This is a genomic window from Pantoea sp. XAF26B01_ASV70 (assembly GCF_054512635.1).
Map to the genome: position 1 here is coordinate 617,470 of NZ_CM137251.1, position 23,966 is coordinate 641,435.

Below are 23,966 nucleotides of genomic sequence, written 5' to 3' on the forward strand. Positions count from 1 at the left end.
CTCAACGGCCCGCTCGCAAAGGTCACTGAATCTCCTCTTTAACCTGATGCAGGCGGGGTGTCAGGTTTAACTTAACCTGATGCAGAGCCCAGCCTGACTTCAACCTGATGTTCCTGGCGATGGCTTTCCAGCGCTATTTCGTCACCGTCACACCGTTTGCCATCCAGCCACAGCTGATAGGTGCTGTCACCGCGAGTGACCCGGATGTTGTAGATCCCTTCCCCCTCACGGTAGACAATTTTTATCTCTGACCAGTCAGCGGGAAGCTGTGGCCGGACAGACAGCGCGTTGCCGCGCCGGGTTATCCCAAGCAGACTCTCACTGATAAGCTGATAGGTCCAGCCTGACGAACCGGTATACCAGGTCCAGCCACCCCGCCCGCTGTGGCCTTCGGCCGCATACACATCCGCAGCCATCACATAAGGCTCTGCTTTGTAGATCGTCATATCCTGTTGATTGCCACTATGATTAACCGGATTAATCATAGAGAGCAGGGACCAGGCGCGCTCTGTTTCACCCATCGCCGCAAAGGCCATAATCGCCCACAGAGCCCCATGGGTGTACTGACCGCCATTTTCCCTGACGCCCGGTAAATAACCGCGAATGTAGCCCGGATTTGGCCCTGCGCCATCGAAAGGCGGAGTGAGCAATTTAATCAGCCGGTTATCCTTATCAACCAGATGCTGATAAAGCGCCTCCATCGCTGACCGGCATCTGGCGTCCTCGCCTGCGCCAGAGAGTACCGACCAGCTCTGGGCAATGGCGTCTATCCGGCACTCACTGTCAGCATGTGAACCGAGCGTCTGGCCACTGTCAAAAAAGCCGCGCAGATACCATTCGCCATCCCAGGCCGCATGGTTAAGCGCGGTTTTGAGCGTCTGCGCGTGCTCCTGACAGTGGCGGGCGGTATCGGTATCGCCGAACCGCACAGCCAGCGCGGCAAAGCGGTCCAGAACCGTATAGAGGAAGAAGCCGAGCCAGACGCTTTCACCCTTGCCGGCAATCCCGACGGTACTCATACCATCGTTCCAGTCCCCTGAGCCCATCAGCGGTAGGCCGTGCTGACCGTAATTAAGGGCGTGGTTAACCGCGCGAACGCAGTGCTGCCATAGCGGTTCATTAATCTTACTGACGCCCGGAAGCTCATAGACAGACTCTTCGTCCTCTGCCAGCAGGCGACCTTCAAGGTAGCTGACGGGCTGTGACAGCAGCGCCATATCATCGGTTGCCTGCACATAGCGGCACAGCGCATAGGGCAGCCACAGGTAGTCGTCGGAGCAGCGGGTTCTGACGCCACGGCCAGCAGGCGGATGCCACCAGTGCTGTACATCTCCCTCAATAAACTGGCGGGATGCACACAACAACAGCTGATCGCGCAGGCGCTGAGGGGCAGCGTGGGTCAGCGCCAGCGTATCCTGCAACTGATCGCGGAAACCAAAGGCACCACCGGATTGGTAATATCCGCTGCGTGCCAGCAAACGGCTGGCCAGCGTCTGGTAAAGCAGCCAGCCGTTTGCCAGTAAATCGACCTCCGTTGCCGGTGTCTGGATTTGCACTTTAGTCAGTAGCTGGTGCCAGTGCTGTTTAACCCTGGTCAGCTCATTCTGTGCCTCCCCGGTGGAGAGGAACTGCTGCATCAGCGCGGTCACTGCACCCTCATCTTCCCCCACGCCGAGGGCAAAAACAAAGCTGCGGCTGTCGCCGTCAATCAGTGTCGTCAGCGTCTGCAGCGCGGCGCAGGGATCCATTCCTGCCCCGGTGTTACCCGACAGACCACGAACATTCATCATCGCGGGCTGCCGTGTGGTGCCGTTACGACCCAGACACTCAAGCCGGTTGCCGCTGTGCGCAATCCGGGTACCTGTGACGGCAAAAAAAGCGGTCCGCGCAGAGCCCGTGCTGTTATAAAAGTTTCTGGCCAGAACCGCGCTGCCTGTCGCGATAGCGGCAGGGGAGGTCACCACATGCCTTGCGGAGCGGCTCGCCAGCTCACCCAGAACCCATTCGACGTATCCGGTAATCGACAGATTACGCGTTTTGCCAGAGAGGTTACTCAGCGTCAGCAGGGAAAGTCTGACCGGCGCCTCCTCTGCCACGAACACCGTTAACGTGCTGCTGATGCCATACTCCGTGTGTTCAAACGTGCTGTAACCGAAGCCATGACGGGTCAGATAATCCCCCTTGCCGCGAACCGGAAGCGGCGTGGGCGACCAGACATCACCCGTCTCTTCATCACGCAGATAAAGCGCTTCGCCAGAGCTGTCACTGACGGGGTCATTGTGCCAGGGCGTCAGACGATATTCATGCGCGTTTTCATACCAGCTATAGCCCTGACCACTCTCGGAAATGACGGTACCAAGCTGGCTGTTGGCCAGCACATTGCACCACGGCGCAGGCGTCTGCTGCTGGCCGAAAAGAATGATGTGATATTCGCTGCCGTCCTCGTTGAAGCCACCGGTGCCATTAAAAAACTGCAACCGCTCCGGCGAAAAGGTGACGGCTGCAGGCGGCGGCGTCTTACTGACCGATGGAAATGCAAAAGCAGGCGGGGTGCGCACCGGTTTTAACAGCGTGCTGAGCTGATCGGCGAGGCTGCCGTTCCGGCCTTCCAGCACGACCGCCGCGACGCTCAGCAACAGTTGCAGATCGTCAGCGGAAAAACTTTCGCTTTTGCGGATAAATATGCCGCCAGGTTTGTCCGCCTGCTGCCGTTCATCTCCGGCAGGGATCAGGGTCGTGAGCTGATTGAACAGGTTCTGCTGGTAGCCGCCCTGGTCGCTGTTCAGGATGAGCAGATCGACCGTCAGTCCTTTTTGTCGCCAGTACTGGTGCGCCTGAATGAGCGTGGTGACCAGGTCGAGTTGATTAATGTTTTCTATCCGAACCAAAAGAATCGGCAGATCACCCGAAATCGCATGGCGCCACAATGACTCCTGGCCCAGCCGGTTCTGCATCAGCGCGTCTGATTCGCCACGCATTTCGGCGCTGGAAAACAGTACGGCACTGGCCAGCTGATTAAACAGGCTGGTATCTTCGGTGCGGATATTCAACTGACGCAAGGCGACCTGACTGTGGGACCACGCCAGTTCAAACACCCGATCGGCGCTGATGTGGTTACGGTACTTCTCAATCAGCGCAATAGTGGTGTCACGCTGAAGTGTCACACCGTAAAGCATATCGATGGTGACGGCCTCTCCCGCTTTTAACGTCACTGACTGGCGAATTGATAACACGGGATCTAACACCGCTCCCTGCTGACCCGTTAATTCACTGCCCGGCATCAGCGCCTGAGCATCGGCTGGCGTCCTGCCGCGCCCGAGAAAACGAGCCCGGTCGGTTTCAAAAGAGGTCTGGCGGCCGGTATTGCCATGTATCGCCATCGCGTGAAACATCCATGCCGTCACTTCTTTCTCTTCACGTGGCCGACGGTGAGCCAGAATCGCTTCCAGCCTGTCAACGATCTCAGTCTGGACGAACAGATTACTGAACGCAGGGTGGGCCATATCGCTGGCTGCTGGTGCCAGTACCACTTCGGTGTAGCTGGTGATATCAAACGGGCGGGTCTGACGGGAACGGTTAGTGACCGTGATGCGTCTGATCTCCACATCATCTTCCGGGGAGACCACGATATGCGTGTGAATGCTGAAGGTGGTGCCTGAAGCGTCAAACTCAATCCCGGCATCATTGAAACGGGTTTTATAATGCGGACGCTCGCAGCAGGTCGGCTGATAGCTGTGAGCAATCACTTCGGCGGATTGCTGATCGGTAACGTAGCAGAACGTTCCGTAGTTGTTGCTGGTGCTATCTGCACGCCAGCGGGTGAGTGCCAGCCCCTTCCACTGGCTGTAGCCTGTCCCCGCGTGCGTCACCATCAGATGATAATCTGCATTGGAAAGCAGCTGCAGTTGTGGCTGGCGCGGATCTGAACCACTGAATTCACGCTGGTCGGGAATGCTGCGCTGCTGTTTAGGGTCACTGTTTTCGACAAAACTGCGGCGTGGGGTATAGAGCTCAATATCATCAGGCACTTTTTCCTGAAGCAGCAAACGCGACGACTGAAACAGTGCGCTGGACATAAACCGCGCGACCATGGGCGCATCCAGCAACTGGTGAGAGAGTGCAAGCAATCCCATCGCCTGATGATGAGCCATATACGATTTGACGATCGCAAATGGCTGACCGGGAGCCAGTCGATCCGCGGTGAAATCCAGCGCTTCGTAATAACCGTAGTCACCGCTGGCACCCATTTTTTTAAGTCTTATCAGATTAGCCGTCGCCTCCTGCGGCAGCACCATCAGCGCCAGCAGCGTCGCATAGGGCGCAACAACATGATTGTCATTTAGGCCGCGTTTCAGACCCAGTTCTGGCGTACCAAATGCCCGATACTGGTAGTTATGATTGACGTCAAACGCAGCGTAACCCGATTCCGAAACGCCCCAGGGCGTATCGGTGCTGTTACCCGAGGCAATCTGTTGCCTGACCGCCGATAACGCCATCTTTTCCAGCAGCGTGTCGGGGTAAACCGGCATGACCAGGTGCGGCATCAGGTATTCAAACATTGAGCCGCTCCATGACATCACGGCGGGCTGGTTATTAAGCTGAGTAAATAAGCGCCCCAGTACAAACCAGCTCTTGGCCGGAAGCTGACTGGTGGAAATAGCAAAGTAGTGCGTCAGGCGGACTTCTGAAGGGAAAAGGTCATATTTGCTGGCGTCCAGCAGACCGCTGTCCATGTTATAGCCCACGCTGAGTAAAGACGTGGCCGGATAATAGAGAAAGCGGAAGTCCATACTGGCGTGATCGCTAAGGCGGCTGTCCAGCTCCAGCAGGGCAGCCATTCGTTCGCGGGCGGCCCATATCGCAGTCTCTGCCTGTTTTTCCGGGAGTCCGGGGCGGTTCAGGTTCAACTCAGCGAGCCACAGCAATGACGGAATGTCGGCAGGCAGTGGCGCATCCGGGCTAACCCAGCTGAAAAGGAGGGACCACTCCTGAGTAAAATCCACCAGCTGCTGATGGAAAAGCGCCGGCCAGTTTACCCGCGTTGTCGGAAGATAAGCCTGTTCTGCCAATACGCTTAATGCCAGCAGAGCCTGCATCCCGGCGTGAAAATCGGTGGGTGAAGCGCGCTGCATCAGGCTTAGCTTAGCTGCGATTTGTTCCACAATGTCGCTGCGGGTGTCGCTCAGTTGGTCTTTAAGCAGTGAGAAGGTATCGGAGAGACCTTCCAGGATACAGGGGAGAGACATCACCGGCTGGTATTTCCACTGCGCCAGGCCAGCCTGAAGGGTCACAAGGTGAGCCGCCATATTACCGCTGTCTACCGTTGAGACGTAGCGTGGGTTCAGTGGTTTTAACGTCTGGGTGTCATACCAGTTATAAAGATGTCCTCTGAAATGCTCCATTCGATCAAGGGTATCGAGGGTGTCGAGCGTCCGGCTGATGACCCGATTCTGGCTGATATAACCAAAATCCCATGCCGTCAGGTTTGCCAGCAGCGACAGGCCAATGTTGGTCGGTGAGGTCCGGTTGGCCACCCGCGACTCCGGAATCTCCTGCAGATTATCCGGCGGCAAATGGTTGTTATCACTGCTGGCAAATTCGTTAAACCAGGCCCAGGTTCTACGCGCGGTGCGACGCAAAAAGATGCGCTGTTCCGCTGAAAGGCTGCCTGGCTGAGCGCGTTTGGGCTGGCTCATGCGGCTCAGTAACGCGGGGGCGACCGCCCACAATAAAGCGAGCGCCAGTGCGACATGCGTCATCGACGGCATGCTCAGGCTGGTCAGGAATACCAGAGCCGCGCCTGCTACCGGATTAATCCACATGCGGCGGTAGAAATGGCGCACATCAGGCTCGACAGGTTTCAGTGATGAAGCGCTCTTCCACTCGTTCAGGTAGCGATGGCTGATAGTCAGGCGCCATAAGGTCACGATAATCGCCTTCAGCGACCAGTAACTCTCGTGAGGCAGGATGGCCAGCGCCAGGCCAGCGCGGGAGAGGCGGTTAAAGGCATCGGTGACCAGCATGGATAGATGCTGCCGCCAGGCACGCGTTTTACTTTTCGTCACCCCGTCGATTACCAACGCTGGCAGTCCCGGAAGCAGCAGAAAGAGCATGATGCATCCTAGCCAGAATATTGGGTTCGGTACTATCGTGCACAGCATAAACACCAGCATCAGCAGGGCAGGCGCTACCAGGCTGCGGCGCAGATTGTCTGTTAATTTCCAGCGGGAAAGCGCACTGAGCGGGTTTTTTTGACGGCTGCAATCTTCCTGCCGCACCTGCAACCGTAGCCAGTTAAGGAGCTGCCAGTCGCCCCGCACCCAGCGAAATCGTCGGGCAACATCGCTCAGATAACTATCCGGATATTGTTCATACAGGACGACGTTACTGACCACACCGGAGCGGGCATAGCACCCCTCAAGCAGGTCATGGCTCAGCACCAGATTTTCCGGACAGGTATTGCGTATCGCCCGGCTAAAGGCAGCGACATCGTAAATACCCTTGCCGACAAATGAGCCTTCACCAAACAGATCCTGATAAATATCGGATGAGAGTGAGGAGTAAGCATCATTCCCCGGAATGCTGCTGCACAGCCGGGCATAGCGGCTCTGACCGTTAACCGGTATCTCTTCAGCCAGACGAGGCTGCAGGATGGCATAGCCTTCAACTACCCGATTTTTGACATCGTCGAATACCGGCGCATTGAGCGGGTGGGCCATGACGCCAATCAGCTTATGCGCTGTCTCACGCGGCAGTATTGTGTCGCTGTCGAGAGTAATCACATATTTAACGCTGTGCAGCTGCGTCTGCGTGGCACCTACCGTGACGCTGAAGGCGTTTTCTTCACCCTGAAGCCAGCGATTCAGGGCATGGATCTTACCGCGCTTGCGTTCATACCCCATCCAGACACCCTGAGAAATATTATGGGTGCGGTCACGGTGTAACAGGGAGAACAGCGCAATATCCGATTTACCCCCGCTGTAGCGCCGATTCAGCGCTTCCGTTTTCAGCACGGCGTAACGGATAAGCGCGGCGTCATGATGATGGTCCTGTTCGGCGCTATCGGTAAAGTCGGTCAGTAACGCAAAACTGATATTCACTAAGGCGTTACCGAGATAGCAGATTTCCAGAGAGCGCAGCAGGGCGTCTGTTCCCTCATTGCTGCTGAGTAAACAGGGGATAACTACCAGTGTGCGGTCATGCTCCGGTACCGCCAGAGCATAATCGAGTCGGGGCAGGGGAAGGGGATGGCGGCTACGGGTGGTTAACTCGCTCAGCAACTGCAAGGCTAGCTGGCTGCTGACAATGATGGCGGGCAGCACCAGCAACCACAATAAAGATACCATGCCCGCCTGATGGGTGCTGTAGAGCATCTCGGCGGTAAACGCGGTTGTCAGCAGTAAAAGGCTGCCTAACCAGGAGAGTAAAGGGGTCTGACTCAGATGCTGCCGGCTCCTGTTCAGCCACGTCACCTTAACGTCAAGCTGCTGTTCCAGTTGCTGAAATCCTTTATCCAGCAGGTAATAGCCGACATGCTGCTGACGCAGGTGAAGATCAGGCTGGCTGGCCAGCGTCAGCACAGCCTGGGCGACTTCACGTTCATCAAAGCGACTGTGCCGTGCCAGACGTTCAATCACGTGGCGGTAGTCATCGCGACTGTCAAAATGCATCAGCGGGTATGTTCCGGTGGGATCCTGCTGCAGGACTTTCTCAACCAGGCTGACGGATTCGACAAAGGCCTGCCAGTCAATTTCGCCGAGTTGCCGCAGGCCAGTAATACTGTTGCTGACAGAGAGCTGACTCAGGGCCAGCTGCCGGTTGAACTGCTCAATGACTTCCGAGGTTTTCCGGCCGGTATTTTCCAGCTGTTGTTCGACCCAGGTTAACGCCAGAGTATTGTTCTGGCCACTTAAGCGCCGTTCAAGTTCAGCGACGAAAGCGCCGGAAACCTGCGGGTTCTGGCGGGCCATATCAGCGATGACCAGAATAACTTTTGACGCATCTTCGGCGGCAGTGGAGAGGATATCGCTGATCCACTGCTCCGCTTTATTACGTTCCTGATGTACCCTGGCGACGTCAGCCGCAATCCGGGACAGATTGTTGATAAGCGCAAACCGTAACATGGCAGGCATGGCCCACAGTTCGCCGAGCAGCAGGGGCGTAACGCGCTGGTAGGCAGCGATAAAAGGATGCAGGACGCTGGTTTCCAGTCTGCCATCACTGTGCTTAATCATCTCCTCGGCGATAGCCTGGATGCGCAGGTAATGAGCCGACTCCTCCAGCATGGGCAGTCCTTTACCAAATTTTGCCGGTAACAGGTGCCGGACCAGGCGGATCTGCTCTTCAATGATGTAAAAATTATCCAGTATCCAGACGGCCGCCGGTGTCTGGCTGCGCTTATCGCCTTCACTCAGGATCTCTGCGCTGCGCGTCAATGACAGTTCATTATCTGCCAGCTGCTGCAACAGTCGGTAGGACCATTTTCCACCCGACAGATTATGCGTTTTCGCTAATTTTTCGCCGTAGTTATCCATTTGTTCAGCCGAAAAAATATCTGGCCGGTGGGCCTGATAAATACCTTCAGTCGGGAACAAAGGAAAATGCTCATCGGGTAATTCACTTTCCCGGCTGAACCACGTCGTCAGTTTTATTTTCACACTCATTTCCTTGCGCTTACGCAGCAGCTGGATCCGGAAAAAAAGAAAGGATGACAAAAAAGGAGCCAAAAGAAGGGCTGGAGGTGATAAACAGGTGTAGATGATATTGATTATAGTCCTGTTTCCGTTATTCGTAGCTATCCTGATTAACCGGCTGGCGTTCTCTTATGGCGATAAAATAAAGTTAAAAAAATAAACAGCTGCCTTCTCCTCACCTTATCCCTGTTTAACATCAGACCCGACAGATAAAAAAATTAATTTACTTCTACTGTGTTACGCTGATGGCAACATTTCAGAGGATAACGACATGACCTGGTTGAGCTTTCTCTTCGACGCGCTACACAGCAGCGAAACCAATACACAGTGTCCGGTGTGTAAAAAGTTTTCCAGACAGTCTGTAGCTAAAAAGAATAAAGGACAGGCAGTCTTATGCCCTCACTGTAAGTCATTGTATGTTATATAAAGTCCGTCGTCTTTTTATGTTGCGATCACCAGGCAGCAGCAAGTCATACTGTTTAACCTTATCCCTCATTGAGGCAATTTATCCGTAACATTAATTTCAATGTGCTGATAATTCTGCATTATCTTTCGTACTCGGTGAAATAACGTTGTGATTCACCCTGGCCGAGAAATTCGAATGGTGACAGTTGAATAATATCTGGTCCTGCAGACCACACTTCATTAACTCTTGAGATAATATCGCCTTCCTGAAGCGTCAGAAGGTTATTAATGCGTAACACAGCAAATCTGCCATTTTCAAATTCGACCTGATACAACGCAACTTTCTTCAGCGGCATGATGGTTCTTCCACGAATTACCCGGCAGCAGAGTTCAGCACTTGATGAACTTTTCATGATAAACCTCTAATCTATTCATACTCTTCTGTTCAATAAATTAATCTGCAGCATTGTGAATCTGACCTCAGCGCACACGTTGTGCAGATTTCAATTGGCCCGTCTGGACTGCATTTGTTTATATCCGTAAATATAGCGGGTTTATGAAAATAATCTGATACACCCTCTGCAGGGTTAAAAAGTGACTCCGGGGTATCAGTCGGGCTATCAGAGTGAGGATTAGCGGTGTCTTTTACGGGGAAAATAGTGGGTATGAGAGTGTGAGGTTAATCAGGGAAAGGGAGAGGTGAAACTACTGACGCGGCAATATACTGAAGCCTTCATCTCCCTGACGTAGTTTACTCGGCACGGCCCCGACCAGTGGAGATATGCGCACTAAGGCATCATCACGCCGCCTGTTGAGTTCGCGAAAGGCCGAACTTTCCATCTGATGGAATCGGACATCAATCAGCAGATTTCCGGCCTGCCGGGTTAGCTGGCGGTGGCTTAACAGAAAAATTTCAGATTTTTATAGGAAGAGAGAAACAAGGAAGGGGGATTTGAAGGATAAACAAAAAAGCCACCCTGAAAGCTAGCTTCAATATGCTGATTTTAAAGGTAAAATTTGGTGGCCCCTGCTGGGCTTGAACCAGCGACCAAGCGATTATGAGTCGCCTGCTCTAACCACTGAGCTAAGGGGCCAGCGGAGCGGGGATTATAAAGTATCTCTTCAGGGCAATCCAGCACTCAGCCACCGGTTGCTGAAATAAGCAGCAGTGATTTACCTGCTGATTTCTATAACAAATCTGGCGAACCGCGATCCCTAAGTCGCAAACAGGCACGGATAATGCTTCTCCGTGCCTTTAGTGAAACCGGACTTCAGTCATTATGGCTGATAGCTGACTCAGCGCTGACGATAACGGGATGCTGATTGATTCCGCGAAAGATGAGGAACCATCGTGCCACGTGCCTGATCGTAGTCGTGCCACATCTGCAGATCCTCCAGTGCCGGAATGGTTACCGTCTCCTTGCTGTCGAGTCCGGCAAGCGCGGCGTCCACCATCTCATCAACGTCCATCAGCATTTCAGCCGGGATGTCATTAATAGACTGGCCTGCGCGGTCGAAAATTTCTGTACGGGTCGCACCGGGCAACACCGCCTGTACCTGCACGCCGCTCTCTGCGAGTTCACGCTGCATCGCACGCGTCAGAGTCAGTACATAAGACTTAGTGGCGTTATAAGCGCCGTTGAACATCTCATGCACCAGCGACAACACCGAGGCGATATTGATAATGATGCCATTTCCGCGCGCTTTGAAAGCCCGGCCAGCCGCCTGTGCCAGACGGGTGGGTGCCAGAATATTTAACGCCAGCATGGTGTTAATGCGTGTGATGTCCGCCTCCAGAAACTCACCCTCAACGCCCATGCCCGCGTTGTTCAGCAGCAGCGTAATCTGTGCGTTGTTCGCGAGTTCCGACTCCACGCGTTGCAGATCCTGCTCGTGCGTTAAGTCAGCCGCCATAACCGTCACCCGAATATCGTGCTGCTTTGCCAGTGCGTCAGCCAGGGTGGTGAGCCGCCCCTGATCGCGTGCGACCAGAATCAAATCATAACCGCGTGCTGCCAGTCGTTTTGCATAGGTCGCACCGATACCGCTGGATGCGCCGGTGATTAAAGCTGTGCCTGATTGTGACATCTCTTTTTCCTCGTATGATGGTCGTCATAATAGCCATCAATATGACGATCATCATATCTGTCGTCAAGCTGGAATATGATGACCGTAATAATTACTATAATAGCCAGACGCTACGTAGCAGACACCGCAGGAGATGAGATGGAGAAGCAGAGCAGCAAAGCGCATACGCGGCGGCGTATCCTTGATGAGGCGGCGCGCGTGATGCGTGAAACCGGCACCGAAGGAATTGGTGTAGCGGCGCTGATGAAGCGGGTCGGGCTGACACACGGCGGTTTTTATGCGCATTTTACCTCACGCGAGGAGCTGGTTGAGGAGGTGCTGAAGCATATGTTTGCTGAAGCCGATACCTTAAAGCCCGCGGAGTCCGTGACCCAGCCAGCGCAGCAGCTGGCAGATTTTATTGATAGCTATCTTTCCGAGGCGCATCGCAATGCACCGGCGCAGGGCTGTCCATTAGCCGCTCTGGTGAGTGAAGTAGCTCATCTTCCACAGCCAACGCGGCAGATCTTCGCACAGGGCTTTAACGCGATGCATGCCGGTCTGGCGCAGATATTACGTGAGTTGGAGTTGCCCGATGCGGAAGCGCTGGCCTCCAGCATGCTCGCAGAGATGGTTGGCGCGCTGGCGATGGCGCGAGCCTGTCCGGATGCAGAGCAGGCCAGCCAGATGCTGCAACGCAGCCGCGATGCGCTGAAGCAGCGTACGCTGGAGGTGGCGGCATGAGCGAACACGCGATCCGCGACATCATCACCTCCGATCTTGATGTGCTGTTCTGTGGCATTAACCCGGGTCAGTCAACCGCCCATCAGGGGTTTCACTTTGCGCATCCCGGCAACCGGTTCTGGAAAGTGATCCATCTGGCCGGATTCACCCAGCAGCAGCTGAAGCCGGAAGAGGAGCAGCGCTTAACGGAAACCGGCTGCGGCATCACCATGCTGGTTGAGCGGCCCACAGTGCAGGCGAGTGAGTTAGCGCCTGATGAGCTGCGCGATGGCGGCAAACGGCTGATGGAAAAGGTGCTGGATTACCAGCCGGCTGCGCTGGCGATTCTGGGTAAGGATGCGTTTCGTCGTGCTTTTAAGCAGAGCAAAGTCGAATGGGGCAAACAGCCTATATGTATGGGGAAAACGCAGGTGTGGGTGTTGCCGAATCCCAGCGGCCTTAATCGCGCATCTCTGGACGAGATGGTAGAGGCTTATCGTCAGCTCTATGTGGAACTGCATGCGGGGAACGAATGAATCTGCGCAGGGCAGGGGAGAGGCAGTAACAGGCAGGCATAAAAAACCCCGGCGAACCGGGGTTTTTGTCTGACTTAATCGTCGAGGAAGCTGCGCAGCACTTCCGAACGGCTCGGATGGCGCAGTTTACGCAGAGCTTTGGCTTCAATCTGACGAATACGCTCACGCGTAACGTCGAACTGTTTGCCCACTTCTTCCAGCGTATGGTCAGTGTTCATATCGATACCGAAACGCATGCGCAGCACTTTCGCTTCGCGCGCGGTCAGGCCAGCCAGCACGTCATGGGTCGCAGAACGCAGGCTCTCTGAGGTAGCAGAATCCAGCGGCAGCTCCAGCGTGGTGTCTTCGATAAAATCGCCCAGATGTGAATCTTCATCATCACCAATCGGCGTCTCCATAGAGATCGGCTCTTTAGCGATTTTCAGCACCTTGCGGATTTTATCTTCTGGCATCAGCATACGTTCAGCCAGCTCTTCCGGCGTAGGTTCGCGGCCCATCTCCTGCAGCATCTGGCGTGAAATACGGTTGAGCTTGTTGATGGTCTCAATCATATGCACCGGAATACGGATGGTACGCGCCTGGTCGGCGATAGAGCGGGTGATAGCCTGACGGATCCACCAGGTCGCATAGGTCGAGAACTTGTAACCACGGCGATATTCAAACTTATCTACCGCTTTCATCAGGCCGATATTACCTTCCTGAATCAGGTCAAGGAACTGCAGACCGCGGTTGGTATATTTCTTGGCAATCGAAATAACCAGACGCAGGTTAGCTTCCACCATCTCTTTCTTGGCGCGACGTGCTTTGGCTTCACCGATCGACATGCGACGGTTAATGTCTTTGACCTGTTCAATGGTCAGACCGGTCTCTTCTTCGACCTGCGCCAGTTTCTGCAGGGAACGTGTCACGTCATCCTGCACTTCCAGCAGCTTTTCAGACCACGGCTTGTTCATGGCCAGTGCGGCTTTGAACCAGGTTTCATTGGTTTCGTTGCCGGTAAACAGCGTGATGAAGTTTTTCTTCGGCATTTTGCACAGCTCAATACAGAGCTTCATGATCAGACGTTCCTGCGTACGGACGCGTTCCATCATGGTGCGCATGCTGCCTACCAGGTAATCGAACTGCTTCGGTACCAGGCGGAACTGCTTGAAGACATCAGAGAGGTTCTGGATTTCAGCAACGGCGGCAGCATGACTGCGACCTTTGCTTTTAATCACTGCGCGGGTAGTTTCATACTGCTTACGCAGGTCAGAAAACTTCTCGCGCGCCAGTTCCGGATCGATTGAGTTATCGTCGTCGGAGCTGTCATCATCCTCCTCATCTTCTTCTTCATCGTCTTTACGATCGGCTTCAGAAAGTTCAGAGCCCACGTGCGTTGCCGTTGGGGCGATATCTTCTTCTGCGTTAGGATCGACGAAACCGGTGATCAGATCGGAGAGGCGTGATTCGCCTGCTTCAACTTTGTCGTACTGATCCAGAAGATACGTAATCGCTTCAGGGTATTCGGCTACAGAACACTGAACCTGGTTGATACCGTCTTCAATACGCTTAGCGATGTCAATTTCGCCTTCGCGCGTCAGCAGTTCAACGGTACCCATTTCACGCATATACATGCGGACCGGGTCAGTGGTACGCCCGATTTCAGATTCAACGCTGGATAACACCTGAGCGGCAGCTTCCGCGGCATCTTCGTCAGTATCGGAGCTGTTTTCGTTCAGCATCAGATCGTCGGCATCCGGGGCTTCTTCAACCACCTGAATACCCATGTCGTTAATCATCTGGATGATGTCTTCGATCTGATCTGAGTCGACGATATCTTCCGGCAGATGGTCATTGACCTCAGCATAGGTCAGATAGCCTTGCTCCTTACCACGGGTGACAAGAAGCTTGAGCTGTGACTGCGGGTTTTGCTCCATAAGACGGTATCCACACTTCTGTTAAATTAGATTGGTGTCGGTCGGCAGCGAGCCAACAATAGCAGTAAAGGCATTTAATTCTTGCCGCTGCCTTCGTCGCGGCGTGGGCTTTGCCCATCAGTAATCGGCACTTAAGCCGCTTGTATAAACTCTGTGCTAAGGGCCTGGCTTACTTGCCATTCTTGTCCCCGGCAGTGCTCGCTTTCCTCACGTACTTCAGTACGCTCCGGAAGCTGTGCGCTGGCGGTGACCAGACTGGCTTCGACGCCTGCGGCCTTTAAATTTTGTGCTGCTGGCCTGGCTTACTTGCCATTCTGCTCTCCGGCAGTGCTCGCTTTCCTCACGTACTTCAGTACGCTCCGGAAGCTGTGCGCTGGCGGTGACCAGACTGACTTCGACGCCTGCGGCCTTAAAACTATGTGCTGCGGGCCATTTCGATCCCGGACTGTTCACGGTAGCGAAACGGGTGTCAGCACTAAAACAGGCAATCTGCCCTTTCATCTGTCAGAACGGGCAGCGTGCTGAAAACAGTTACTTTCTGGCAAACGCCTGACTGAGAGTCCAGAGTTCCCGGCGCTCATCGGCGCTCAGTCCCTGGGTGCGTTCACGCGCAATCAAAAACTCCAGGCGCTCTTCAAGAGCAGAGTCGTAGATGCTGGCCAGCGAGTCCTGAAACACCGCTTCGGCTTCCTCATCTACTATCATGTGGTTCCAGATCGCCAGTGTTTCAAGCGTCTGACTAAAATTTGTTCCGCGATATAACTCTAGTAGCTGACCGGTGGTCAATCCAGGATTCTCATTACAACGGCCCACTAATTCAATAAATAGCGGTAAACCCGGCATTTTTGACTCAGACAACCCATCAAGCGAAGGCACCAGGGTGGCCAGCTGCGGACTCTGAATCAGCAACGCGATCAGCACGCGCATAGTGGTACGCTTCAGCGGTGGCGCTACCGGCGTCGTTCCGCTTGCGGCCAGCTTCGGCATCAGCTTTTCAAGCTGATTGTCGTCAAGAATACCCAGCTTATTCCCCAGTTCCTGACGCATATAAATACGTAAGGTCTCACCAGGGATCTGCGTAATCAGCGGTAAAGCCAGCGTGCTCAGGCGCGCTTTTCCGTCGCGTGAGCTCAGATCCACCTGCGGCAGCAGGCTATCAAATAAAAACGAAGAGAGCGGCATTGCCTGCTCCATCCTCGCTTCGAAGGCGTCTTTACCCTCTTTGCGCACCAGCGTATCCGGGTCTTCACCATCGGGTAAAAACATAAAGCGTAGCTGACGACCATCATTCATGTAAGGCAATGCGGTTTCAAGCGCACGCCATGCCGCTTCACGACCAGCCCTGTCGCCGTCGTAACAGCAGATCACGGTGTCGGTACTGCGGAAAAGCAACTGAATGTGTTCAGCAGTGGTGGAGGTGCCTAATGACGCGACGGCATAATCTATCCCGTACTGCGCCAGCGCAACCACGTCCATGTATCCCTCAACCACTAACAGGCGGGCGGGTTCAGGATGGTTCTTAACGGCTTCATAAAGGCCATAGAGCTGGCGGCCTTTATGGAAAATAGGTGTTTCCGGCGAGTTCAGATACTTCGGCGTATCGTTACCCAGTACGCGTCCGCCAAAACCTATGACGCGTCCACGCTTATCGCGGATCGGAAACATGACGCGGTCGCGAAACCGGTCATAAGTTCGGCCTTTGTCATTGCTGACCAGCATGCCCGCTTCCATCAATGACTCGCGATCTTCCGATTGCTTACCAAAACGCTTGAGAACGTTATCCCAGCCGGCTGGCGCGTAACCTATGGCGAAGTGATTGATGATTTCGGCGCTCAGACCACGACGATCAAGATAGTCGCGTGCTGGCTGCGCACTGGATTGCTGCAGACCCTGCTGATAAAAACCGTTCAGGTTCTCCATCAGCTGATACAGGCTCTGGCGCTGATGGCGTTCCATCTGGCTGGGCCCGCTGCCTGCTTCGTAAGGCACGTCTAAACCGTGGGAAGTGGCTAACTCTTCAATACTTTCCACAAACTCCAGACGATCAAAGTTCATTAAAAAGTCGATAGCGTTGCCGTGTGCACCACAGCCGAAACAGTGATAGAACTGCTTTTCGCCGTTTACGGTGAAAGAGGGCGTTTTTTCATTATGGAAAGGACAGCACGCATGGAAATTCTTACCCTGCTTTTTCAGCTTAACGCGGGCATCGATAAGATCCACGATATCCGTGCGGGCAAGTAAATCGTTGATAAATACGCGTGGAATTCGTCCAGCCATACGCCCCAGATTTTCAGCTCATAAACGGCAACAAGCCGCGCTTCCTTTCGGAAAGCACGGCCTTTTACTTGACTCTGTCTGCGTGAATCACGCGGTGGAGGCGGACCTCCGGAACGACTTAGTACAGACGAGTGCGGCGTGCGTTTTCGCGAGCCAGTTTCTTGGCGTGACGCTTAACTGCTGACGCTTTAGCGCGCTTACGTTCGGTAGTCGGTTTTTCATAGAACTCACGACGACGAACTTCAGCCAGAACGCCTGCTTTCTCGCATGAACGCTTGAAGCGACGCAGTGCTACGTCAAATGGCTCGTTTTCACGTACTTTAATTACCGGCATGTAACTCTCACCTCGATAAAATTCGGTTTTTGCTGCTGACTGCGGCGCCAGCACATTTCAAAATGGTGCAGCATTTTACTCCAACTCAAGTTGGTTTGTAAAGCACCATGGATAATTTGAAACCAACAGGAGCGTTTGCCTGTGCGGCTGCCGGTTTTTCCAGGGGCGGGAGTATAGCGCACTCTTTAGCCGACAGAAAATGACTTTTTACGGTGGATGCCCGCGCTGCACATCCAATTGCTGTGATAAACTGCGCGCCGCAAGAATGAGGTGATGCAATGCGAATTCTGGGTATTGAAACGTCGTGCGATGAAACCGGCATCGCAATCTATGATGACGAGGCCGGATTACTGGCTAACCAACTCTACAGCCAGGTAAAACTGCACGCCGATTATGGCGGTGTGGTGCCGGAACTGGCCTCACGTGATCACGTGCGGAAAACCGTGCCGTTGATTCAGGCTGCGCTGAAAGAGGCCGGTCTGGAGCCGCAGCAGATCGACGCGGTGGCTTACACAGCAGGCCCTGGACTAGTCGGTGCGCTGCTGGTTGGTGCCACCATTGGCCGCGCCCTGGCGTTTGCCTGGAAAGTCCCCGCCGTGCCGGTCCACCATATGGAAGGCCACCTGCTGGCGCCGATGCTGGAAGAGAATCCGCCGGAATTTCCGTTTGTCGCACTCCTGGTGTCGGGCGGACATACGCAGCTGATTAGCGTCACCGGCATTGGTGAATACGCGCTGCTGGGTGAATCGATCGATGATGCCGCGGGTGAAGCGTTCGACAAAACGGCCAAGCTGCTTGGGCTGGATTATCCGGGCGGGCCAATGCTGTCGAAGATGGCGCAGCAGGGCACGGCGGGACGTTTTACCTTCCCGCGTCCGATGACCGATCGTCCGGGCCTGGATTTCAGCTTCTCTGGCCTGAAAACCTTTGCCGCCAATACCATCCGCGCCAATGATGATGATGCTCAGACCCGTGCTGACATCGCCCGCGCCTTTGAAGATGCGGTGGTAGATACGCTGTCGATCAAATGTAAGCGTGCGCTGGATCAGACCGGCTTTAAGCGTCTGGTGATCGCCGGTGGCGTCAGCGCTAACCGCACACTGCGCGAGCAGATGGCGATCATGATGCAAAAGCGCGGCGGCGAAGTGTTCTACGCCCGCCCGGAGTTCTGTACCGATAACGGTGCGATGATCGCGTATGCGGGCATGGTGCGGTTAAAAGGCGGAACGCGGGGAGAGTTAAGCGTCAGCGTGCGACCGCGCTGGCCGCTGGCGGAACTGCCCGCCATCTGATGTGAAAAAAGCCGGCTTGCCGGCTTTTTTTATGGCTGAGATTTCTTTTTGCGCTTCCAGATCTTGCCTTCCTGACCCCGCCACAGCCGCTGAATATTGTCGTGATGACGCAGCAGGATCAGACAGGAGAGCATAGAAACCGGGAAGGTGAACTGCGGTTTGAACCACCACACATAAAAAGGCGCAATCAGCGCGCTGACGATGGCACCCAGCGAGGAATAGCCGCTGAGTAAGACCGTTAACAGCCAGGTGCCGGTGACCAGCCCGGTTAAGTCCCAGCCAATCGGCGCAATCGCGCCAAATGCCGTCGCCACACCCTTGCCACCGCGAAAGTGAAAGAATACCGGATAGATATGACCCAGACAGGCGGCGATGGCGGTCAGGCCCAGATAGAGCGGAGTCACGTGCATCAGATAGGCCAGCCAGACCGGCACCATCCCTTTCAGCACATCAAACACTAATACGCTGGCTGCTGCGGTTTTACCGCCCAGACGCAGGACGTTGGTGGCACCCGGATTGCCGGAACCGTGTGTGCGCGGATCGGGCAGGCCAGCGAGTTTGCAAACCAGAATCGCACTGGAAATCGAACCGCAAAGATACGCGAAAATAATCATACCAAGCGCGAAAGCACTCATAACACCGTACCGTTCCCTTTAGGGTCGTTTTGATCTCTTTAACCGTGGATAATACGCATAATCAGCCGGAAGTGGTATCCGGCTTAGCCAAAAACAGAGACTCTCATCATGGATATCGTATTTATAGAACAACTCACGGTCTTCACCACTATTGGCGTTTACGACTGGGAACAGGGCATACAGCAGAAGCTGGTGCTCGATGTCGAAATGGCCTGGGATAACCGTCTGGCGGCCAGCAGCGACGATGTGAAAGATTGTCTCAGCTATGCGGATGTCTCCTCGGCGATTCTGACGCATCTTACCAGCAGTCGTTTTGCGCTGGTTGAACGGGTTGCTGAAGAAATCGCGGATCTGTTGATGAACCGTTTCAATTCGCCTGGCGTCCGCATAAAGGTAAGCAAACCGGGGGCTGTAGCTCAGGCAGCACAGGTTGGCGTGCGAATTGAGCGCGGGACTATTCCTAAATAAATACGATGTGATTGCCATCACAATGAAACCAAACCAAATTACTGTCTGTCATAGCGTGTACCGTTTCGTTACAGCAGGCGAAATGGTGTAGACCTTAAGGTTTAATTCAGGCTGATAGCGGCATGATTTCAGGCGATAGCCACGCGCTACCGCCTTTTTAATGGTTTTGAAACGGATAGAGGAAACATTTGATGGCAGATATTCATCAGCTTTGGGTAGCTGCAATCCTGGGCGTTGTGGAAGGGCTGACCGAATTTTTACCGGTCTCTTCCACAGGGCACATGATTATAGTGGGTCACCTGCTGGGCTTTGAGGGTGAAAAAGCCGAGACCTTTGAAGTTGTGATCCAGTTAGGATCGATTCTGGCTGTAGTAGTGATGTTCTGGCGCCGTCTGTTTGGCCTGATCGGCATCCACTTTGGCGAAGTCAAACATGAAGGCGTCGGCACTGGCCGTCTGTCGCTGATCCATATCCTGCTGGGTATGGTACCGGCGGTGGTCGTGGGTCTGGTGCTGCACGATCAGATCAAAACGCTGTTTAATCCGATCAACGTGATGTACGCCCTGGTGGTAGGTGGTGTGCTGCTGCTGGCAGCTGAGTACCTTAAGCCAAAACAGCCGAAAGCGGTGGGCGTCGATGATATTACCTATCGTCAGGCGTTGATGATTGGCTGTTTCCAGTGCTTAGCGCTGTGGCCGGGCTTCTCACGTTCCGGTGCAACCATCTCCGGTGGCATGCTGATGGGCGTGAGCCGCTATGCCGCGTCGGAGTTCTCCTTCATCCTGGCAGTGCCAATGATGATGGGTGCAACCGTACTGGATTTGTACAAGAGCATCGGCTTCCTGACGATGGCGGATTTCCCGATGTTCGCGGTGGGCTTTGTCACGGCGTTTATCGTGGCGCTGATTGCGATTAAAGCCTTCCTTCAGCTGATCAAACGCATCTCATTTGTCTCGTTCGCGATCTACCGCTTTATTGTGGCAGCCGCGGTTTACATGGTCTTCATGTAAAGCCAGCGCAGCCTGCTAGTCAGGCTGCGTAATCGCCAGACCCTGCGCGACGGCGTTAATCCGTCGTCGCGTCAACTCTTCCCGCACTTCTGCACCTTTAAATCCCGCTTCGACCACCGCTTTGGTCGGAACCGCTTGCGCCAGCGCAAAAGCACGACGCAGATAGTCGCCCTGCGGATAAGGCATGCTCTCCAGTCCGGCTCGCCCGCGCGCATCCGCTTCACTGGTCAGCGCCATCTGCTCAACGCGCTGTGGCTTACGCCAGGCATCGATTCGGTCAAACAGTGCTACCAGCGACGCGGCAGATTGCCGTTCAATGGTGTGCACCACGTCGTGAAATTCGGTCACAATCAGCGCCAGATCGCGAATCGCATTTGGCACCCGCAGTCGCTGGCACAGCGCCTCGACCAGGGGAACGCCGGCCAGGCCATGTCCGTGGTGGCTGGGCCACAACTCAGGCGGCGTCAGCGCCTTGCCGACGTCATGGAACAGCGTGGCGAAGCGCACCTCGATCTCACTGGAGAGGGCGGCGGCCATCGCCAGTGTCATCAGCGTATGGACGCCGGTATCGATTTCCGGGTGCCACTTAATCGGCGCAGGAATACCAAACAGATTATCCAGCTCAGGAAACAGCACCTGCAATGCACCGCAGTCGCGCAGGACCTGAAAATAGACCTGCGGATTACGGGAACTCAGCGCCTTTTCCGTCTCTTTCCACACCCGCTCAGCAGTGAGATTCGACAGCTCGCCGCTTTCGGCCATCTGCTGCATCAGCAGCTGGGTTTCGGGGGCAATACGAAAGTTGAGATGGGCAAAACGCGCCGCAAAGCGCGCAACGCGCAGTACCCGCAGCGGATCTTCACTGAAGGCGTCAGAGACGTGACGCAGCAGGCGCAGGGCAATATCACGCTGGCCATTATAAGGATCGACCAGCACGCCGTTTTCATCCTGCGCAATCGCATTGATGGTCAGATCGCGGCGCTGTAAGTCCTGCTCCAGCGTCACGTCGGGCGCGGACCAGGTGACAAAACCGGTGTAGCCTTTCCCGTTTTTCCGCTCGGTACGTGCCAGCGCATACTCTTCGCGACTGACGGGATGCAGGAAAACGGGAAAATCGCGACCGACCTGGTGATAGCCCTGCTCAAGCATGGCTTCGGGCGTGGAACCTGTCACCACCCAATCTTTGTCTGTAACCGGCAGATTCAGCAGCGCATCACGCACCGCACCGCCAACAAGAAACGTCTTCACGCAAAACTCCAGAGAAAAAGAAATGACCTGCACGCCGGGCGCGTCCCGCGCCTGAAATCAGCGGTGCATATCATTTTATTGTTGCACAGATTCCCCGGATTGCAGACATGCCAAAAAGGGGATCCTGGATCCCCTGCTCAAATCCGGCTAAATGGTGTCAGTTCATCCAGCGATCGCTTTTCTTACGGCGCGGCAGCATGTGCGGCAGTAACAGGCCCAGCAGCAGGCCGACGCCCAGCACGCCGCCGCCATACATAAACCACTGCATGATGATGGTGCGCTGCTTATCATCCAGCTGAACGTTAGCGGCGCTGACTTTCTTCTGCGCGACGATCAGCTCATTTTTCAGCTTCTGATTCTCGCCTTTCAGCCCGTTGATAACGCCGTCGCTGCTGGCGACTTTGTTCTGCATCTCAGCCGTGCGCTGGTTCCAGCTGTTGTCGATGTTATCCAGTTTGGCGGTCAGATCTTTCACCTGCTGCTCAAGCTGAGGCACCCGGGTGCGCAGGCTCGGATTAGCACTGAGCTGCGACAGGGGAATCCAGGTGGTACGGCCTTCCGAATCACGGATCTGGCCATAATGCGTGTCATTGTTGGTCTGTAACAGCTGCACCTCTTCCCCGGCGTTCAGCTTACCGAGCAGGCGAAACTGATCGCCCGGTCCGCTGCGAACCCAGGTAGAAAGTTCATCAGAAACATAGCGTTTTTCTTCGGCATGGGCAGGTGCAAGGGTGCTAAGGGCCAGCAAAGTGAGTCCAGCGAGAGTAATTTTTTTCATTCGATTTCGTTTGGCTTAGTCTGACTAAAAATTTACCGGCACAGTCTGGAGAGGCCTCGCATAAATCTGAATGAGAACTATCCTGGTCTCATGAGAGTGCGAAAAGGTCTGCGAAAGAGCAAAGAAAGCAGAGACAGCGCGGCTTCTGTGCATTAATCTTCGCCTGATAACCCCTTGCCCTCCAGGCGACAGCTTGAGTAACCTGCTGATAATCGCCTGAAATATGCAGGAAACACCCTCTTAAGTGCCAGCGGCGTAGTGAATAAAAAATTATGACCATCGAAATCGAACTAAAGTTCATTGCAACTCCACAGGCGGCCGGGAAACTGGCTGAACTGCTCTCCACTCTGCCGCATCAGCATCAGGCTGCTCGCGAGCTGACCAACATCTACTTTGAAACCGACGACAACCAGCTACGACGCTGGGATATGGGATTGCGTATCCGCGGCGTAGACCAGCGTTATGAAATGACGCTGAAAGCGGCGGGGCAGACGCTCGGCGGACTGCATCAGCGTCCGGAATACAACGTTGAGCTCAGCGAACCGGTTCTGGACATTGCACGCCTGCCGGCAGAGATCTGGCCGCAGGGCACCGATGTCGCGGCGCTGCAGCCGCGCTTGCAGCCCCTGTTCACCACCCATTTCCAGCGCGAGATCTGGCTGATCACCACAGGCAACAGTGAAATTGAAGTGGCGTTTGATCAGGGCGAGGTCACGGCAGGTGATCTCAGCGAACCGCTGTGCGAGATCGAGCTGGAGCTGAAACGTGGCGAACGCCAGGATCTGCTGGCCTTCGCACAGCAGCTGGTGGCGCTGGGCGGTCTGCGTATGGGCAGCCTGAGCAAAGCCGCCCGCGGCTATCAGCTGGCGCAGGGTAATCCGCCGCGCCAGATACAGCCTTTCCCGCTGCTGAAAGCGGGCGCCAAAGCCACCGTAGAGCAGGGCATGGTGGCCGCGATGTCGGCAGGACTTCATCACTGGCAATATCATGAAGAAGTCTGGCTGCGCGGCAATGCGGCGGCCCAGGATGCGGTGCGCGAAGCGCTGGATCTGCTGCGTCAGGCGTTCAGCCTGTTTGGTGCGCTGGTACCGCGTAAAGCCAGCAGTGCGCTGCGTCAGCAACTGACCATGCTGGAAGAGACGCTGGTGAATGAAGAGCAGGATGCTGCCACTTTCTGCTTATCTTCCCTCTCGGTTGAGACGCAGCTGGCGCTGACACACTGGCTGGCTGAATCTCAGTGGCGTCAGTGGATCGATGCCAAAGGGGAAGCCAAGCTGCAGGGATCCTATAAACGCTTCAGCGACATTATGCTGAGCCGCGTCAATGCGGATCTGAGAGAAACGTTCATCACGGTAAAACAACCCAACGAGTATCAGGACAAAGCTACCCGTCTGGCGCGTCAATTGCTTACCGTCCACCTGCTGGCGGGATTCTATCCGTCTGAGGCGGTCGTCAGCTGGCTCGACCCGTGGCAACAGCTGCTGTCGGCAATTCATGAAAAACAGACGTCCGGGTTAGCCTGGCTGGCAATGCAGGCGCTGAAACAGCCTCCGTTCTGGCTCACCAGCGGCGCTGGCCGCTAAC

At 54.8% G+C, this 23,966-nt stretch carries 16 protein-coding genes and 1 tRNA gene; 7 read left to right on the forward strand and 10 right to left on the reverse strand.

The genetic code is table 11. From position 1 onward, the window contains the following. Nucleotides 1–71 precede the first annotated feature (71 nt). Nucleotides 72–8,657, reverse strand: coding sequence for a GH36-type glycosyl hydrolase domain-containing protein (locus tag ACX8ZY_RS03005; protein WP_421665215.1), 8,586 nt, complete (start codon nucleotides 8,655–8,657; stop codon nucleotides 72–74). 307 nt (nucleotides 8,658–8,964) lie between these two features. Between ACX8ZY_RS03005 and ACX8ZY_RS03010 the strand changes: the two genes are divergently transcribed. Then, nucleotides 8,965–9,120, forward strand: coding sequence for a YnfU family zinc-binding protein (locus ACX8ZY_RS03010; protein WP_216844881.1), 156 nt, complete (start codon nucleotides 8,965–8,967; stop codon nucleotides 9,118–9,120). A gap of 118 nt (nucleotides 9,121–9,238) precedes the next feature. Here ACX8ZY_RS03010 and ACX8ZY_RS03015 read toward each other — a convergent pair whose 3' ends face one another. The 3 genes from ACX8ZY_RS03015 to ACX8ZY_RS03025 all read right to left on the reverse strand — a co-directional run bounded on the left by ACX8ZY_RS03015 (nucleotide 9,239) and on the right by ACX8ZY_RS03025 (nucleotide 11,186). Further along, nucleotides 9,239–9,511 carry a hypothetical protein gene (locus ACX8ZY_RS03015; RefSeq protein WP_244637881.1) on the reverse strand — a complete coding sequence of 91 codons (273 nt, stop codon included), beginning with the start codon at nucleotides 9,509–9,511 and terminating at the stop codon, nucleotides 9,239–9,241. 605 nt (nucleotides 9,512–10,116) lie between these two features. Next, nucleotides 10,117–10,192: transfer RNA gene (locus ACX8ZY_RS03020), tRNA-Ile, on the reverse strand. A gap of 202 nt (nucleotides 10,193–10,394) precedes the next feature. After that, nucleotides 10,395–11,186, reverse strand: coding sequence for an SDR family NAD(P)-dependent oxidoreductase (locus ACX8ZY_RS03025; protein ID WP_143789733.1), 792 nt, complete (start codon nucleotides 11,184–11,186; stop codon nucleotides 10,395–10,397). Nucleotides 11,187–11,324: 138 nt separating this feature from the next. Here ACX8ZY_RS03025 and ACX8ZY_RS03030 point away from each other — a divergent pair, with 138 nt between their 5' ends. Next, the gene (locus ACX8ZY_RS03030; protein WP_421665216.1) at nucleotides 11,325–11,909 is read left to right on the forward strand and encodes a TetR/AcrR family transcriptional regulator; all 585 of its coding nucleotides are present in this window, start codon (nucleotides 11,325–11,327) and stop codon (nucleotides 11,907–11,909) included. Beyond that, complete coding sequence (mug, locus tag ACX8ZY_RS03035) at nucleotides 11,906–12,424, forward strand: G/U mismatch-specific DNA glycosylase (protein WP_115758050.1); 519 nt, start codon at nucleotides 11,906–11,908, stop codon at nucleotides 12,422–12,424. The genes ACX8ZY_RS03030 and mug overlap by 4 nt, the downstream gene beginning before the upstream one ends. Before the next feature lie 74 nt (nucleotides 12,425–12,498). On the opposite strand, the gene rpoD is transcribed toward mug, so the two are convergent. The 3 genes from rpoD to rpsU all read right to left on the reverse strand — a co-directional run bounded on the left by rpoD (nucleotide 12,499) and on the right by rpsU (nucleotide 16,951). Further along, nucleotides 12,499–14,340: an RNA polymerase sigma factor RpoD gene (gene rpoD, locus ACX8ZY_RS03040; RefSeq protein WP_010699749.1), complete on the reverse strand. Its 1,842-nt coding sequence runs from the start codon at nucleotides 14,338–14,340 to the stop codon at nucleotides 12,499–12,501. Between the two features lie 531 nt (nucleotides 14,341–14,871). Beyond that, on the reverse strand, nucleotides 14,872–16,617 hold the full coding sequence (gene dnaG / locus ACX8ZY_RS03045) for a DNA primase (protein ID WP_010699748.1): 1,746 nt from the start codon (nucleotides 16,615–16,617) through the stop codon (nucleotides 14,872–14,874). Nucleotides 16,618–16,735: 118 nt separating this feature from the next. Next, nucleotides 16,736–16,951: a 30S ribosomal protein S21 gene (rpsU, locus tag ACX8ZY_RS03050; RefSeq protein WP_001144069.1), complete on the reverse strand. Its 216-nt coding sequence runs from the start codon at nucleotides 16,949–16,951 to the stop codon at nucleotides 16,736–16,738. A gap of 278 nt (nucleotides 16,952–17,229) precedes the next feature. On the opposite strand from rpsU, the gene tsaD reads away from it, so the two are divergent. Beyond that, nucleotides 17,230–18,243, forward strand: coding sequence for a tRNA (adenosine(37)-N6)-threonylcarbamoyltransferase complex transferase subunit TsaD (gene tsaD / locus ACX8ZY_RS03055; protein ID WP_010249066.1), 1,014 nt, complete (start codon nucleotides 17,230–17,232; stop codon nucleotides 18,241–18,243). 29 nt (nucleotides 18,244–18,272) lie between these two features. On the opposite strand, the gene plsY is transcribed toward tsaD, so the two are convergent. Beyond that, nucleotides 18,273–18,878 carry a glycerol-3-phosphate 1-O-acyltransferase PlsY gene (plsY, locus tag ACX8ZY_RS03060; protein ID WP_010249063.1) on the reverse strand — a complete coding sequence of 202 codons (606 nt, stop codon included), beginning with the start codon at nucleotides 18,876–18,878 and terminating at the stop codon, nucleotides 18,273–18,275. 108 nt (nucleotides 18,879–18,986) lie between these two features. Here plsY and folB point away from each other — a divergent pair, with 108 nt between their 5' ends. Together folB and bacA are read left to right on the forward strand one after the other, a co-directional pair. After that, nucleotides 18,987–19,346, forward strand: a complete 360-nt coding sequence (folB, locus tag ACX8ZY_RS03065; RefSeq protein WP_052271463.1) for a bifunctional dihydroneopterin aldolase/7,8-dihydroneopterin epimerase — start codon at nucleotides 18,987–18,989, stop codon at nucleotides 19,344–19,346. A gap of 191 nt (nucleotides 19,347–19,537) precedes the next feature. Continuing rightward, a complete protein-coding gene (gene bacA / locus ACX8ZY_RS03070) occupies nucleotides 19,538–20,356 on the forward strand; it encodes an undecaprenyl-diphosphate phosphatase (protein WP_010671134.1) in 819 nt (272 codons plus the stop codon). A gap of 15 nt (nucleotides 20,357–20,371) precedes the next feature. Here the strand turns inward: bacA and ACX8ZY_RS03075 are convergent, their stop codons facing one another. Both ACX8ZY_RS03075 and ACX8ZY_RS03080 read right to left on the reverse strand, forming a co-directional pair. Beyond that, nucleotides 20,372–21,604 (reverse strand): multifunctional CCA addition/repair protein, encoded by a 1,233-nt coding sequence (locus ACX8ZY_RS03075; protein WP_421665217.1) that lies wholly within the window; start codon nucleotides 21,602–21,604, stop codon nucleotides 20,372–20,374. 157 nt (nucleotides 21,605–21,761) lie between these two features. Further along, a complete protein-coding gene (locus tag ACX8ZY_RS03080; protein ID WP_010671133.1) occupies nucleotides 21,762–22,382 on the reverse strand; it encodes a TIGR04211 family SH3 domain-containing protein in 621 nt (206 codons plus the stop codon). Between the two features lie 272 nt (nucleotides 22,383–22,654). Here ACX8ZY_RS03080 and ACX8ZY_RS03085 point away from each other — a divergent pair, with 272 nt between their 5' ends. Continuing rightward, nucleotides 22,655–23,965 carry a CYTH domain-containing protein gene (locus ACX8ZY_RS03085; RefSeq protein ID WP_421665218.1) on the forward strand — a complete coding sequence of 437 codons (1,311 nt, stop codon included), beginning with the start codon at nucleotides 22,655–22,657 and terminating at the stop codon, nucleotides 23,963–23,965. The last annotated feature ends 1 nt before the right edge of the window (nucleotide 23,966 follow it).